Origin of the sequence: Amycolatopsis sp. cg5 (assembly GCF_041346955.1) — a bacterium.
Taxonomy (GTDB): Bacteria; Actinomycetota; Actinomycetes; order Mycobacteriales; family Pseudonocardiaceae; genus Amycolatopsis.
In genome coordinates, this window is record NZ_CP166849.1 from 7,440,955 (window position 1) to 7,454,345 (window position 13,391).

General features: G+C 68.8%; 19 protein-coding genes. 1 reads left to right on the forward strand and 18 read right to left on the reverse strand.

Going from position 1 to position 13,391, the window contains the following annotated elements:
- Position 1: 1 nt before the first annotated feature.
- From AB5J62_RS33465 to AB5J62_RS33475, 3 genes are read right to left on the reverse strand one after another with little or no spacing between them, the layout of a single operon-like run.
- Positions 2 to 430, reverse strand: a complete 429-nt coding sequence (locus AB5J62_RS33465) for a hypothetical protein (RefSeq protein ID WP_370943994.1) — start codon at positions 428 to 430, stop codon at positions 2 to 4.
- Complete coding sequence (locus AB5J62_RS33470) at positions 417 to 617, reverse strand: hypothetical protein (protein WP_370943995.1); 201 nt, start codon at positions 615 to 617, stop codon at positions 417 to 419. Before AB5J62_RS33470 ends, AB5J62_RS33465 begins: the two co-directional genes overlap by 14 nt.
- Positions 614 to 796 carry a hypothetical protein gene (locus AB5J62_RS33475; RefSeq protein WP_370943996.1) on the reverse strand — a complete coding sequence of 61 codons (183 nt, stop codon included), beginning with the start codon at positions 794 to 796 and terminating at the stop codon, positions 614 to 616. The genes AB5J62_RS33470 and AB5J62_RS33475 overlap by 4 nt, the downstream gene beginning before the upstream one ends.
- Before the next feature lie 52 nt (positions 797 to 848).
- Here AB5J62_RS33475 and AB5J62_RS33480 point away from each other — a divergent pair, with 52 nt between their 5' ends.
- Positions 849 to 1,112: a hypothetical protein gene (locus tag AB5J62_RS33480; RefSeq protein WP_370943997.1), complete on the forward strand. Its 264-nt coding sequence runs from the start codon at positions 849 to 851 to the stop codon at positions 1,110 to 1,112.
- A gap of 39 nt (positions 1,113 to 1,151) precedes the next feature.
- On the opposite strand, the gene AB5J62_RS33485 is transcribed toward AB5J62_RS33480, so the two are convergent.
- The 15 genes from AB5J62_RS33485 to AB5J62_RS33555 all read right to left on the reverse strand — a co-directional run bounded on the left by AB5J62_RS33485 (position 1,152) and on the right by AB5J62_RS33555 (position 13,309).
- Positions 1,152 to 1,466: a hypothetical protein gene (locus tag AB5J62_RS33485; protein WP_370943998.1), complete on the reverse strand. Its 315-nt coding sequence runs from the start codon at positions 1,464 to 1,466 to the stop codon at positions 1,152 to 1,154.
- An 11-nt stretch (positions 1,467 to 1,477) separates the two neighbouring features.
- Entirely contained in the window at positions 1,478 to 1,702 is a 225-nt protein-coding gene (locus AB5J62_RS33490; RefSeq protein WP_370943999.1) for a hypothetical protein, read from the reverse strand.
- A 17-nt stretch (positions 1,703 to 1,719) separates the two neighbouring features.
- On the reverse strand, positions 1,720 to 2,814 hold the full coding sequence (locus AB5J62_RS33495; protein WP_370944000.1) for a DUF5047 domain-containing protein: 1,095 nt from the start codon (positions 2,812 to 2,814) through the stop codon (positions 1,720 to 1,722).
- A 12-nt stretch (positions 2,815 to 2,826) separates the two neighbouring features.
- Positions 2,827 to 4,248, reverse strand: a complete 1,422-nt coding sequence (locus AB5J62_RS33500) for a hypothetical protein (protein WP_370944001.1) — start codon at positions 4,246 to 4,248, stop codon at positions 2,827 to 2,829.
- A 3-nt stretch (positions 4,249 to 4,251) separates the two neighbouring features.
- Positions 4,252 to 5,004: a hypothetical protein gene (locus AB5J62_RS33505; RefSeq protein ID WP_370944002.1), complete on the reverse strand. Its 753-nt coding sequence runs from the start codon at positions 5,002 to 5,004 to the stop codon at positions 4,252 to 4,254.
- A gap of 12 nt (positions 5,005 to 5,016) precedes the next feature.
- A complete protein-coding gene (locus AB5J62_RS33510) occupies positions 5,017 to 9,927 on the reverse strand; it encodes a hypothetical protein (protein WP_370944003.1) in 4,911 nt (1,636 codons plus the stop codon).
- 24 nt (positions 9,928 to 9,951) lie between these two features.
- Complete coding sequence (locus AB5J62_RS33515; RefSeq protein ID WP_370944004.1) at positions 9,952 to 10,194, reverse strand: hypothetical protein; 243 nt, start codon at positions 10,192 to 10,194, stop codon at positions 9,952 to 9,954.
- Positions 10,195 to 10,322: 128 nt separating this feature from the next.
- Positions 10,323 to 10,679 (reverse strand): hypothetical protein, encoded by a 357-nt coding sequence (locus AB5J62_RS33520; protein WP_370944005.1) that lies wholly within the window; start codon positions 10,677 to 10,679, stop codon positions 10,323 to 10,325.
- A gap of 81 nt (positions 10,680 to 10,760) precedes the next feature.
- The gene (locus AB5J62_RS33525; RefSeq protein ID WP_370944006.1) at positions 10,761 to 11,351 is read right to left on the reverse strand and encodes a hypothetical protein; all 591 of its coding nucleotides are present in this window, start codon (positions 11,349 to 11,351) and stop codon (positions 10,761 to 10,763) included.
- 63 nt (positions 11,352 to 11,414) lie between these two features.
- Complete coding sequence (locus tag AB5J62_RS33530) at positions 11,415 to 11,810, reverse strand: hypothetical protein (RefSeq protein WP_370944007.1); 396 nt, start codon at positions 11,808 to 11,810, stop codon at positions 11,415 to 11,417.
- Complete coding sequence (locus AB5J62_RS33535; RefSeq protein ID WP_370944008.1) at positions 11,807 to 11,983, reverse strand: hypothetical protein; 177 nt, start codon at positions 11,981 to 11,983, stop codon at positions 11,807 to 11,809. Before AB5J62_RS33535 ends, AB5J62_RS33530 begins: the two co-directional genes overlap by 4 nt.
- Positions 11,984 to 11,996: 13 nt before the next feature.
- Positions 11,997 to 12,263 carry a hypothetical protein gene (locus AB5J62_RS33540; RefSeq protein ID WP_370944009.1) on the reverse strand — a complete coding sequence of 89 codons (267 nt, stop codon included), beginning with the start codon at positions 12,261 to 12,263 and terminating at the stop codon, positions 11,997 to 11,999.
- Positions 12,263 to 12,607, reverse strand: a complete 345-nt coding sequence (locus AB5J62_RS33545) for a hypothetical protein (protein ID WP_370944010.1) — start codon at positions 12,605 to 12,607, stop codon at positions 12,263 to 12,265. The genes AB5J62_RS33540 and AB5J62_RS33545 overlap by 1 nt, the downstream gene beginning before the upstream one ends.
- On the reverse strand, positions 12,604 to 13,137 hold the full coding sequence (locus AB5J62_RS33550) for a hypothetical protein (RefSeq protein ID WP_370944011.1): 534 nt from the start codon (positions 13,135 to 13,137) through the stop codon (positions 12,604 to 12,606). The genes AB5J62_RS33545 and AB5J62_RS33550 overlap by 4 nt, the downstream gene beginning before the upstream one ends.
- 4 nt (positions 13,138 to 13,141) lie before the next feature.
- Positions 13,142 to 13,309 (reverse strand): hypothetical protein, encoded by a 168-nt coding sequence (locus tag AB5J62_RS33555; protein ID WP_370944012.1) that lies wholly within the window; start codon positions 13,307 to 13,309, stop codon positions 13,142 to 13,144.
- Between the last annotated feature and the right edge of the window lie 82 nt (positions 13,310 to 13,391).

Below are 13,391 nucleotides of genomic sequence, written 5' to 3' on the forward strand. Positions count from 1 at the left end.
GTCAGGCCCCCGCTTTGGTGCAGTCGCGTTGCGCGTAGGCGTTCTGCATGTAGGTGCGGAACTGCTCGATCTGCTGCTTCCGTTGTGGTGTCTGGTTTTCCGGCTCTTTCGCGGTCGCATCGAGCACGTATGTCCACAGGGACACGCTGGCCGAGCGGGCTTGATTGCCCGCCTCACAGGTCAGCACTTGCGTCTGCCGGTTCTGCTGGGCCAGGGAATTCGCTTGCGATGCCTGGACAGCGACGACCGCCACCACGACGGACAGCACGATGTCCAGCGCCAGGGAGACGGCCAGGCCGACGATCCATTTGCGGTCCCGCTTGCTGCGCTGGCGCAGCGCGGCCATCTCGTCGCGCAGCCCGGACATCGACTCTTCGAGGCTCGCGGCGGCCCGCAGCGTTTCGGCCGGGCCGGGATCAGGGTGCGTCATCGGTGTACGCCTCTCGCAACATCGTGGACATCTGCGCGACCACCGTGTCCAGCTCCTCCACGATCAGGTCGGCCCGCGCGGTCAGCCGGGCGACGTCCTGGTCGTGGGCGTACTGGTCCTGCGAGTTGTGGTCGGGTGTCGCTTGTGGCCGGCGGTTCGAGCGCCGGGTCAGCCAGGGGAATCTCATCGGGGTTCGCTTCCCGGCCTGGTCCGCAACTTCTCGGCCATCTCGTCCATGACGGCGTGCAGCTCGTCCAGCAGCTCCGCCGCGCGGGTGGTCAGGGCTTCGACCTCGGCCGAGCTGTACTCACGGCGTCCGGCGCCGGGCCGCTCGCCCTGGTCGTTTCGACGGCGGCGAAGGGTCACGGATCTCTCCTGTCCGCGCCAGCTCTTGCAGGAGGGGAATCAACTGCTGTAGTTGCTGGATCTCCTGGAGAACGGGCATCAGTGCCCGCGTCGTGGTGATGAAGTCTCCGACGACGGGCAGCAACTTCTCTTGCAGCACTTGAGCCATCGCGTCCCGCTGCGCTTCGGCACGGTCCTTTTCGGCGATGGCGCGCTGCTTTTCCTCGTTGAGCCGGTCCACGCTGGGGCGGGTCCACAGCCATCCCGTGATCAAGCTGACGACCACGAGGCCCAAGACACCGAAGTTGATGAACGCGGTCGGGTCGAATCCTTGTGACTGGGCAAGGACTTCCGCGCCAGCGCGGGCCAGCACGCGCTAGGCCGGTGGCGCCGGGGCGCCCGCGATCGTGTCCCACACCGAGTTCACGGTGAACTGCACATCGTTGTCGGTGGACGCCAGGGTGATCACGGGATTGGTCGCCACGGCCCAGGCGAACCGCGCGCCGTAGTCGTCGGGGTTGGCGAAGACGTTGGTCGCCAGCGCCCTTCTCAGCTGTGTCCGAGTCGGGTTGTTCGGGTCGTCGGCCTCGGAACCGACGTCCTTGGCCGCGACCGACACGGCGGCCTGCACGCGCCGGGCGAACGGTGGATACGAGGCGAGTTCCGCGCTTTCGGCGAGTGTTGCAGCCATGGGTGTCCCTTCTATGCGGACTTGCCGAGCACCAGCCATGCCCCGGGCACGGTGGCGTCGATGTGCACGATGTCGCCGGTGGTCGGCGTGTAGGACGCCAGCCGGGGAAGGGTGAGCGATCCACCTTGGACGGACACGATCACCCGGCTTCCGGAGACTCCGGTGACGGTGCCGACTTTCCTGCGCGCGGCCAGCGCTTGGTCCACGATGCGGGCAACGGCCTCAGCGATGCGCATCCGCTTCGTCCCCTCGGTCAGGTTTCCGCCGGCAACTCGTCCGAGCGGGTCGTGATGGACTGCGCCCCGTCCGGCGACAGCGGAATCGTGACTTTGTCGATGATGTGGCGCGTTTCCCCCGCCTCGGGGTCCAGGACGGTGATGACGTCCCCGGCATCGAGCGCTGGGTTCACCAGAACCTCGACCTCGATCTGCGCGGCGATTCCGCGCACCCGCGCGAGAAGGGAGTCCGCGGTCGCCTGGCATTGGGCCGTGGTGGTCAGCAGCTCGGAGGTGTAGAAGCGGGGTTTGTTGCCGAACGGGCCGCCGTAGCGGGCCGGGCTGGTGGTGTCGGTCGCGACGGCGTAGACGGCGGGTACGCCGTCGGTGCGCTGCCCGCTGGCGACGACCTTGTTGTAGACCTGCTCGCGGGTCAGCTTGTCCTTGACGGTCAGCAGGTTCCCGCCGTTTCCGGTGCGGATCGTCCACACAGGATTCTGGTCGAACGTCGGTTGCGGACGCACGATCAGGCGGGCGACGGGATCGAAGAACACCTCGGCCCCAAGGAACTCGGCCAGCTTCTCCATCGTGTCCCAGCGTTCCCGCTCTGTCACGATCACCGGGGCCACCGCTGTCGAGCCGGTCAGGTTCAGCACCTCGATCGGGCCGAGCGTGTTCTGCACCAGACGCGCGATCTCGGAAATGGCCGTCGCGTTCGCGATCGTCTGGGCCGGTACGTCGAAGCGGTCCTCGGCCACATGGGACGCCGCGTCGACCACCTTGACCTCGACCTCGCCGGAACTGGTGATCGGGCGGGTTCGCGACGTTTCGTCCAGGTACCCGAAGATCAGCGGCACCCACTCGGTTCCGCCGCCCGACAGGACGATCCCGTAGTCGACTTGGCAGATCGAGCCGTACGGCGAGAGAAGGTCGGTCGGCGAGCGGGGCCACCAGCGCGGATCGGCTTGCAGGGTCGCGGATCGGCGGACTTTGCTGGTGGCGTCGACCTCGACCGACCCGCCCGCGAGCGGGATTTGCAGCATCCCGTACCCGAGGCTGTAGACGGTCGCGCGCGCGGTCATCGCGTGGGACTGCGCGAGCGCGAATTGAGCCCGAGTGGACAGAGGCCACATGACGCCCCCCTTTCAGACCGCTAGCTCGCTGGGGGCCGCCACCTCGTGGAACGGGGCGGTCAGGATGCGGGTGCCGTGGTAGGCGCGGCGGTTACCGGGGTCCTCCTTGAGGTCTCCGAGCGACAGCCACATGCCGATGCCGTAGCCGAACTCCGCTGGAGGCCGCAGATACACCGGCGACAGGTCGGCGAACAGGCCCAGCAGCTCGTCCCGCTCGGCGAAGGACAGGGCGCCGATGGTCAGCTCGCCCGTGGGTGCGCGGCGCTGTGAGGCGGACACGATGATCGGGTACGTCGCGCCGAGCGGGTAGAAGATGCCGCGCGGGGCTTCGCGGGTGCGCGCGGGAACCGCGCCTACCTGCACGACGAGCGGCCGGTCCGATCGGGCCGGATGTGTCAGCCAGGTCCGGCCCTCGCTGAGCAGGGTGGCGAGCTGGCTGGTCATGGTGCCGCCGGTCGAGGCCGGGTTGACCACGCGGTACTTCACCGGGATGTCGAGCGGGCATTCGCCGTCGTCGAAGACGAGCAGCGGCGCGAGGATCGACGCGGAAAGGCCGGCGGTTCCCAGCCAGGTCCCGCCGTAGGTCGAGCCGTCGAAGAAGCTGCCGCTCGTGCTGTAGCGCTCGACGGTGAACCCGTCGAGGGCCATGACCCCGCCCGCGGGCATTCCCCCGGCGATCACCTTCATCGTGGGCGTGACCGCACCGGCCGGAGTGGACAGCTTGACGACCTGCCGCGAGAACTGGTCGACCGACCGGTTGATCTGGTCCGTGGTCAGCGTCGCGGCCGAGGTGGTGAGCGGAACCCCGGCGATGTCGGTCCAGGTGATCTGGATCGTGACCGAGGTCGGGCGGGCCGAGAACCGCAGATCCACGCCGATCGTCACGTCCGGCGTGGACGGCACGGAGGTCGGCACGGTCACCCCGACCGACCCGGCCGCCGCGATGGTCGCGGTCATGTACGACTCGCCCCGCGCGGCCTTGGCGTCGGTGACCCGCGCCAAGGTCGGGTTTCCCGCGTCCGGTACGAACCCGTTCAGCCCGGACTCGAGCGACGGGTTGGAGGCGTAGTTGCGCCGGGTGGGCTCGGTGACGAACAGCGGGCTGCCGCCACGCACCGGCCACAATGTCCCGTCCGGGTGCTCCCGGATGATCTGGAGGACCGTGGCGTCCGGCCACCACGCGGTGACCTGCATGATCCCCTTCTCCGGTACGGGCCGGATCGACACGCCCCCGCCGGGGTAGGTCAGCGGGTAGGCGCCCCCGGCCCAGCTCAGCCGGGCGTACCCGATCGGCGGGTTCGGCGTGTACGTCCACTTCGCGGTGCCGCCCGGGATCGGCGGCGGTAGCTCCTGCTGCCCCGGCAGTGTGGCCGACTCGGTTCCGGCCCCGGCCGCGAACGGGGTGCGGGCGTAGATCGATCGCGCCCAGGTCATGACTCAGTACCCGATCGAGAGGTACTGGAACACCACCGCCACCCCGGAGCCGACGTTGTTTCCCGAGGCGATGGCGTAGAACCCCACGGTGATGGTGCTGGCGGTCTCGCTCACGATCGTGACGACCGCCGGGATTCCTGTGCTGACAACGGACACTGTGGACGCGATGGTGTTGTTCGGGAATGCCGCACCGTGGCTGACGGTGATGGTGCCGTTGGCACCGGTCGTGCCGGACCGGTGCCCGCCGCGCATCAGGATCACCGACCCGTCCGGCGCCAAGGCACCGTTGCGCATCGGCCCGACGTCGGAGGCCACGGCCACGCCGCTGCTCGGTGCCCATACCCCCGAGCCACGTTCGAGGACGTCCAGCTTGTTCGTCCGCGCGACCCGCTGGCCGATGTGCGGGTCGGTCGGCAGCCCGGTCGAGGCCAGCGCGGCGAGCGCGTCCCGTCCGGCGGTCGGCGCGCACACGAGCTGCGTGCCCGCGTTCCACGCCCGAGCCGGGGTTCCTTCGCGGCCCCGGACCACGGTGACGGTCTGGGAACCGGCGGCGTGCCCGACGACCCACACGATCTCGTAGATGCCCTGCGAAGGGTCGTGCAGCTCCAGCGGCAGGTACTTGCCGGGTGTGCCCGAGCTGTAGTCGGAGTCCAGGGTGGTGAACGCGGCGCTGGACAGGCTGGTGTCCGAGATCGCCGCCGCGTTCAGCAGGGTGCCGAAGAAGTAGTCCTTATTGGACCGGTACTCGTAGCTCACGTGCGCGCCTTCCTATATCCGGACACCGCGCGCGATGGCGGTTCCGGTGGCCTGGTCGTTCTGCTCGATGCGTCCGTCCACGAACACCGACAGGCCGTCCTCGGCGATGGACAGTTCGCCGACCAGGCGCACGGGCTCGGAATTTCCTTGCAGGGCACCGATCACGCCTTGCGCGGTGTCGTGCGGGAGGACCAATTCGGGCTTGCCGGTGCCGTTGTAGACCGGCGTGAAACCGGGCTGTAGCCATCCGCCCTGGTCGTACCAGTGGTGCGATTCCCAGAAAGCCCTAGCTCCCAAGGGATCGCGGTAGCGGCTGGAGATGTAGCGAAGCCCCCATTCGGCTTGCCCGGCGGCGGTCGGCTCGACCGGCCCGTGCACCGACTCCATCTTCTGGAACAAACCGCGGGCACTGCTGGACGGATTCGCCGCCCCGGGGTTCCACGACGATTCGTGGGAGATCAGCCACGACAGCGCGTCCCACTGCGGGCCGGACCCCCACCCGTACCGGGTCGCGACCGCCCGCACGGCGGCCACGACTTCGGGCGACCCGGCCGCGCCTGCGGTGCTCGCGTACAGCTCGGTCAGCTTGCCGACCGCGTACCGCTTCGCTCCGTCAGCGGCCTGGCGGGCGATGCCCTGCCCGTGCTGCGCGGCGACGTTGCCGGGGAAGAACTTCGTGGCGTCGTCAACCATCCGGTAGGTGTCGGCGAACGCGCCGTCCACAATGGCCGCCGGGTCGAACCCTCCGCCGCCGGACACGAACCGGCCGCCGAGTTCGGCGATGTGGAACTTCATTGGGAACTGCGCGTCGTCGGCCCCCGCCGAGGGCGGGCCGAACGCCACGTAGCCATGCGACCCGCCGGACTCCGCGTTAATGCCGGCAACAGTGCCAGCGGTGTGCCCGGCCGAAACGCCGATGGCGAAGGTTCCGTCGATGCCGCCGGTGAAACCGGGCGGCGGGCTACTGGGGCTCACACCGCCGGTAGCCCACTCGCGGCGGGCGTAGGGCTGCTGGTCCAGGGCGGCGCGCTTGAGCATGGCCTGCCAGCCCGAGCAGTCCGTCCCGGCCGCCGACGATCCGCCCCACACGTACGGGCGTCCGTGCATCGACCGTCCGAACTGGACAACGCGCGCGATCGCTGCGTTCATCGCCGAGCCCGTGTCCGCCACGAGGCCGCCGGACTGGTAGCCCGGTACGACCTGCGCGCGGCGGATGTCGTCGCCGAGCAGACCTTCCAGACCGGGGAAGGAACCGCGGAGTGCGGCCAGGTGCGCGGCGCGAATGTTCCCGACGCCCCACTCCTGCACGACCCGCTTGGGAAGCACGTACTCCCCGGGAGTCAGCAGGGCCGGAACCTTGTCCGTGTTGCCCGCGCCCGGAACCGCGCCACCGGAGGCGAACGGTATCACCACGGGCGGAACGAAGTGGTTGAGGGAGAAGTCGCCGTTCAGCTTGTTCCACGCGGCCACCAAACCGGCGTTCACCGGCCACTGAAGAATCCAGCGCACCGGGTTCCCGGCGTGCCCCTGCATCTCCAGGAAACGGTCATGGACCCACCCGGCCGTGAAGCCCACCGCGTCGCGCACGGCCGCGAGCCCGTTGTGCAGCGCGCCGAACGCGGCGTTCTGCGCGTTAACCGACGACCACACGGCGCCCGCCACGAAGTTCCACGACACGGCAAGGTCGTTCTGGAGCTGCCACTGCCGCACGGTGATGGCGTTGCCGGACAGGACAATGTGGCCGGTGATCGCGGACCACACGGTCATGGCGTTCAGTTGCAGGGCGGCCAGGCTGGTCACCAGTGCCGTGTTCGCTTGCGGGAGCAGGACTCCGGTGTGCTGTTCGAGGATCACCAGCGCGGGCACGAGGACCGTGGTCACGGTGTCGGCGAGCGCGGCCGAGGCGGCGTCCAGTGCCTCGGTGGCGGCGGTGGACGCGGCCGGGTCCACCGTGGTCGCGGTCGCGGCGGAAGCGGCACCGGAACCCGTTGCGGGGCCGACGATCCCGCCATCGGCGAACCGGCCGACTAGCCCGCCCCGGGAGTAGCCGCGCCCGCTCATGGCCGCCGCGTTCGCGGCGAGGATGGCGGCCGGGCCGATGGCGCGCACCAGCTCGGGGACGAGCACGGCTTCGCCAGGGGACAGCAGCGCGGGCACGGTGTCCCGGCCCGGCGCGTACCCGGGCAGCACACCTCCCCGGGCGAGCTTGAGTTCCGGCAACGGATCGACACCCGGAATCAAATCGGCAGCGGCGTTGTACACTTTCCGCAAACCGTTATTCCAAATAATGTCGATCACAAACTGAATCGGCTGCTTCACGAATCCGACGATCGTGTCGAACACACGCTTCGTCGTTTCCTGCATCGCCTCGAAGCCGATCTTGACGTCGTTGATCCGGTCGCGGAACCAGCCGAAGACGGGCTTGATCACGTTCTCGTAGGCCCACGAGATCGCGCCGGAAATCGCGTCCCAGGCGGGCTTTATCGCGTGATCCCACAGCCAGGACGCGGCGTCGCCGACCAGCCGCATCACCGCGACCCAGCCGTCGAAGTACGGCTTGAGCAACGTGGACCATACCCAGCCGAGGAAAGAGCCGATCGCGGAAAACGCGGGCTGAATCGCATTCGCCCACAACCAACTTGCCGCATTTCCGATCAGCGTGAAAACGAACACCCAGGCGTCGAAGTACGGTTTTAGCAGCGTGGTCCACAGCCACGAGAAGAACGCGCCGAGCGCGGAGAACACGGGCTGGAGCACGTTGGACCACAGCCAGGTCGCCACGGCGGCGAGCGCCTGGAACGCGAGCACCGCCGGTCCAATAAGGACGGTGGTGATGATCGCGGCGAGGATTCCGGCGGCCTGGCCGATGAACGAGAACGTCGGCTGGAGGATGTTGACCCACAGCCACGACGCGATCTGACCGACAAACCGAAGCGCCGCAACGATTCCGTCGAAGGCAGGCTTCAGGATGTTGGTCCAGGCAAACAGGACGGCGGCCTTGATCGCCTCCCAGATCCCGATCCAGAAATCGCGGAACCCGGCCGAGTTGTTCCACAGGTACACGAACCCGGCTACCAGCGCGGCAATCGCGGTGACGATCAGTCCGATGACGTTGGCGCGCATCGCGACGTTGAGACCGTTCTGCGCGGTCGTGAGCGCCTGGACGACACTGACCACAGTGGACGCGAACATCATCGCGCGCATCGCCAGCGACCACGCGCGCATGGCGAGAACGCCCGCGCCGAACGCCGAGAGCAGCGGACCGAGCGCGGGCGCGAGGAACTGGATTCCCGCTGTCAGCAACGGAATCAAGTCGGCGGCCAGGTGCGCGGCGTCCACCAGCAGCGGGGCCAGCGCGACCGCGACAGCGGAGAACGCGTCCGCCAGGGGCGGCAGGGTCGGGCCGAGGATGACGACGCCTTGCGCCAGGGCTCCGAGCACGGCGCGCAGTCCGGGCGAGAGCCCGGCCACCACGTCGTGCACGGTGGTGAAGAAGGCCAGCAGCGCGGCCGATCCCTCGGGGGTCTTGAGGAACGTCGCCAGCTCCCCGGACACCATCCTCAACGTGTCCAGAAAGGACCCGCCCGCGTTGGCCCCGGCCGAGAACACCGACCCGATGATCGAGCCCAGGTTGCGGACCACGATCGCGATGTCGCCCAGCACGGACAGGCCGTTCACCATGATCTGCTGGAGCTGCCCGGACTCCCGCATCCGCGCGATCATGTCGCTAAAGGACCGTGCGGCCTCGGCTGCGCCGCCGGTGAGGTTCGGGAGCAGTTCGCTGCCCACGGCGGCGATGTCGCGGAAGGCGGGCAGCAGGTTGACCGCGGCGGTCACCAGCTCGCGCATCGCGGTGTTCGAGTTGCCGAGCATGGCGTTGACGTCATCGACCGTGCGCGCCTGGCGGACGAACGCGATCGCTTGCAGGGCCGCCGCGTTGTACCCGGCGGCCATGACGGTGAGCTGGTGGTTGGCGATGGGGAGATAGGTGTTGGCCAGCGGGCGCAGCTCGTTGGAGACGCCCTCGAACATCCGTTGCTGTACGGCGTTCTGCATCGCGTCGAACTGGGGGCGCAGTGCGGCCATCTCCCGTACCAGGGCGGCGGCCGAGGGCGCCATGCCTTGCAGGGCCTTGTCGAGCTTCTTGGCGTCGCCTTCGGCCACGGCCTTCATCGCGTCGCCCATGCCGACCAGGCCGAGCTTGAGCACACCAACGGCGGCGGCTCCGGCGACGGCCGCGCCCGGCAGCACCAGGGCGGCCCCTGCGGCGGTGGCGACGGTATTGGCGAACCCGGACATGCCGAGCGCGGCGTGCCCGAGCATGGACACAGCGGCGGTGGCGCTGTAGGCCCCGGCGCCGAACCCGACCATGGACTTGTGCGCCCGGCGCAGGTTCACGTCATCGACGGAGTGCAGCGCCCGCCCGAGCTTGTCCATTGTGGCCGAGGCGTCGTCGCCGGAAACCCGGATGGACTCGGTGGCCTCGCGCGCGTTGCGCTGCGCCCGCTCGTAGTCCTCGGTGACAGCGGTGACCCGCTGCTTGACGCTGACCTGGTTGCGTTGCGCGGTGGCGAGGCGTTCTTCGGCGGCGGCCACTTGGGACGCCCGCGCGTTCGACTTCGCACGGACCTCGTTGAGCTGTTCCTCAGCGACGCGGACTTTGCCAGCCGCGTCCTTTTCCTTGTCACGGGCGGCCTGGAGCTGCGTGCCGATCTTCTTGACTTCGGCCTCGGCTTCGGCGAGCCCGTCGGAGAGGTTTTTGCCGGCAGAACGACCGGCCTTCGCCGAGGCGGCGTCCAGCTCTTTGGACAGCTGGTCCCCGGCTCGCTTGCCCGCGCCGGTCGCCTCCTTGGCCAGCATGGTGCCCCAGCGCCGCGCCGAGGGCAGGACTTCCACCCAGTACGCCTCACCGGACTCCGCCACGAGGGACACCCCCTCGCGGTCAGGTCAGGAAGCCAGCGGCGTCCGATCGGGCTTGAACGAGTCGAGGTAGGTCACGACGTCCTCGGTGGACCGTTCGCCCCGGTCGCCGATGTGGCCCTTCTCTTCCTCGCCAGGGCGCGGGAGTGGCTTGGGCCGGTGCAGGCCCTTCATCTGCGCACCGCGTCCGGTGACGAACGTGTTCTCGGCCAAGCGATCGGCGACGATGGCGAGCAGGTATTCCACGTCGGTCCACGAATGCCCGTGCACCTCGCGGTGGAACGCCGAGGTCGGCGGGAGATGTTCAATCAGGACGCGGAGGTGGCGCAGGGAGATGTCCCCGCGCCAGTACTCCGCGATCGGGTTGCGCGGCGCGTACGTCGCGCACAGGGCGGCCTCTATCGCTTCCGGCGCTTGGCCGAGGAGGTCCGCCGCCGTGTAGGGCGCCCTTCCTCGTTCTCCTGCCGCATCTGCTGCATGTACTGGTTGATCGCCAGGATCACGTATCCGGCGCGGCCACCGGCCTTCACGAACTTCGCGTACTGGTCCTCACCGAGGTAGTACTCGGCCACCTCGATGTCGTTGTCGAGATCGAGCAAGCCGTCTTTCCATTCGTCGGACGCGGTGATGGGGTCCTGGCAGACCCACTCCTGTCCCTTGAACGTGAACGAAAAGGTATCGGCGCTGCCGGTAGCTTCCTCGCGCTGGGCGAGGATCGCGTCCATGTCGATTGTGGACACTGCGATGTTCTCCATCTGGTGAGCGGCGGTGAGCGCGAGAAGGGGACCGATGCGGACCGCTCACCACATGCCCGCATCGGTCCCCGCTTGGAGGGGTCACGGACCCGGAGGGGTCGGAAGCTCCCAGCCTTCCTTGTAGACCCGCAGTGCGGAGAAGCCATCGGAACCGGGGTACGCGGTGATCGTCACCTCGTACCCGATGAGCGTGTCGCTCTTGTACGTCAGTTCGCCGCGTTCGGAAACCTCGGCCATGGGAAGGAAAATGCGGCGGTGGTACGTGCCGTCGATCACGTCGATGCCGAAGCAGCGCAGATCCCGCGCGGGCTTCCCTTCCTCCACAAAGGACACAACGGCATCCTTGCCGGTACCGGTCTGCGTCATGTCTTCCTGACCGACGCGGTAGTACAGGCTGATGGTGTCGAACTTGGATTCCCAGAGCGTCGCCTGGTAAGTCTGCGTGGACTTCGTGATCTCAGAACGGATCGGCGTCGCGGACTGCCACGGAGTGAATTCCTCCTTATCCTCGTCCCTACCCTCAACGATGCCGTCATCGCTGATGTAGCCGAGGTCCTTCATCGCGGCGTTCCAGTTGTCCATTGTGGTCGCGCTCGGCGCGGTCGTCCCCAGTGGACCGACGTAGAGCGCCCCGGTCACACCCAGGCGCGCGAGGGCAGAATTCATTGCCACGGGTTTCTCCCTTGAGATGCGGAGCCCCGGGTGAGCGAGCGGGGGTGCGGATAGTGCGGCGGGCTATTCGGCCCTGATGGTGAGTTCGACGGTCAGCCCGCAACGCCGGACTGAGGGGTTGTAGTCAGGGCGCCAGGCCGGACCGGCGGGTTCGCCGACGTCGGCGACCTGTCCCCATTCGTTGGCCTGCCCGATCAGGTCGTGCAGGTGTCCGGACACTGTGGACGCCAGATCCGTTGCGGCTGCGCGGGTCGCGGCGAACGCGTCGAGGTCCACGCGCGGGCGCCACAGCAAAGGCCGGCGGGAGTTCCACGGCCGGTCGGTCTTGGGGCCGGGCAGGCAGGTCACCTGCACCACGGGTAGGAACTGCTCGACGCGGGCGGGCAGCTCGGCCACCACGCGGATTCCACCGAGGCGCCCGGAGAGCCAGGTCACGACCAGCGCCTCGGCGTCGTTCACTTCTCGGCCGTTTTGCCCGAGGTCTTGCGGCCGCCGGTCCGGGTGCCGTCCTGGTCGTCGGCGTAGCGGGCTCGTCCCTCGTTGACCATGACGGCCGCCTGGTCGTCCTCGATCTCGACGGTCTTGCCGACCTGCGTGTGGTCGCGGCTGAACGTGATGATCACCTTGGCCACTGGCGTTCTCCTTCTACTTGCTGCCGATCGCGCGCCCGAGCGCGCGGTGGCGGTGTACGTCTTCGGTGCCGAACTCGCCGTACTTGTCTCCGTGGGTCACCCGCGCGTAGCTGCGGCCTCGGGGCCGGATGCCTTCGGAGACCGTGACGTCGGTGTCCACGCGGGCGGCGGCGAGGTTCGCGCGGGTGCGGTCGGCGACCTGCTCGGCGACGAACCGGAGCCGGGCGCGCAGGCCGGGCAGGCGCATCAAGGCGCGGAATTCGCGGTTTGACAGGTGCATCAGCCACTCACCTTCTGGATGTCGACTTCGCAGTGGTGGACAGCGCCGGGCCGGATCGGGTGCGGCCACCGGGCGATTTCGCCGATGACCTCGCAGGTCCGGCCCGCCCACTCGATCCGGTCGGTCGGGGTGACGTCGAGGTCCATTCCGGCCGGGGTGTAGATCCGCCAACCCGTGGTCACCATGTCCCGGGCGTCGGCCGTCGTCTCGGTCGACGAGCGCGGCTGGACGCACACCCCGGTCACCACCGTGCGGGTTCCGGCGGCGTAGTCGAGAACGTCGGAACCGTAACGGTCTTGGGTGATCAGCGGCCGGACCACGGTGATGGAGTCTCCGAAGATCACGGCAGGTCCCCGCGGTTGAGCTGGTACCGATCGACGGCCCGTGTCCAGACCGGGGGCATCCCGGCGGCGGGAGCCGAAAAGGACAGAGACTCGCCGCCCACGGTCATCGCCGAGATGCCGGGCTGGACGGTGAGCAGGTACCGGGCTTCGGTCAGCACCGCCTCGGCGATGTCCTCGGGCACCGGCTCGTACCCGTGGGTGTAGACCACGCGCACCGCGTCCAGCTCGTCCGGCCAGCAGCTCGCCCGCCGGAGAAGACCTTGCCGGGACCAGGTGACATCGGTGACCGGCTGGCCGCGTACCTCGACGGTGGACACGGCCAGCACCGGCGCGGCCGGGAGCGTGAGCACCGTGCCGCCGTGCCCGTCGAGGCGTACTTCCTCGTCGGCCACAAGCGACACGGGATGGCGCACCACGCCCCGGAACCGGGCGGACGCCGAGGTCACCGCGTCCACCACGGCCGGGTCGTCTTCGGCTCGTCCCGCCCAGCGCGCGAGAACTGCCGGGTCGACCAGCGGCGGCAGCGGCATCGGGCTACTCGCTGGACTTGTTGCGGGCCGTGCGCGCCTTGGTCTGCGCGTCGGCCCGCTTGGGCTCGGCCTCGACCGGGGTACCGCCGAGCCGGGCGGCGTCCTCTTCGGACAGGTTCATCACGGTGTCGTGGCCGTTCACGGTCACGCGGTACTCGCGCAGGTCCGCCATGGCGGGAGCCTCCTCGATTCGCTCGTCTACGCCGACGGTGGAAGTGGCTGTCCCGCAAGAGAAGTCGGTGCTTCCGCAGACG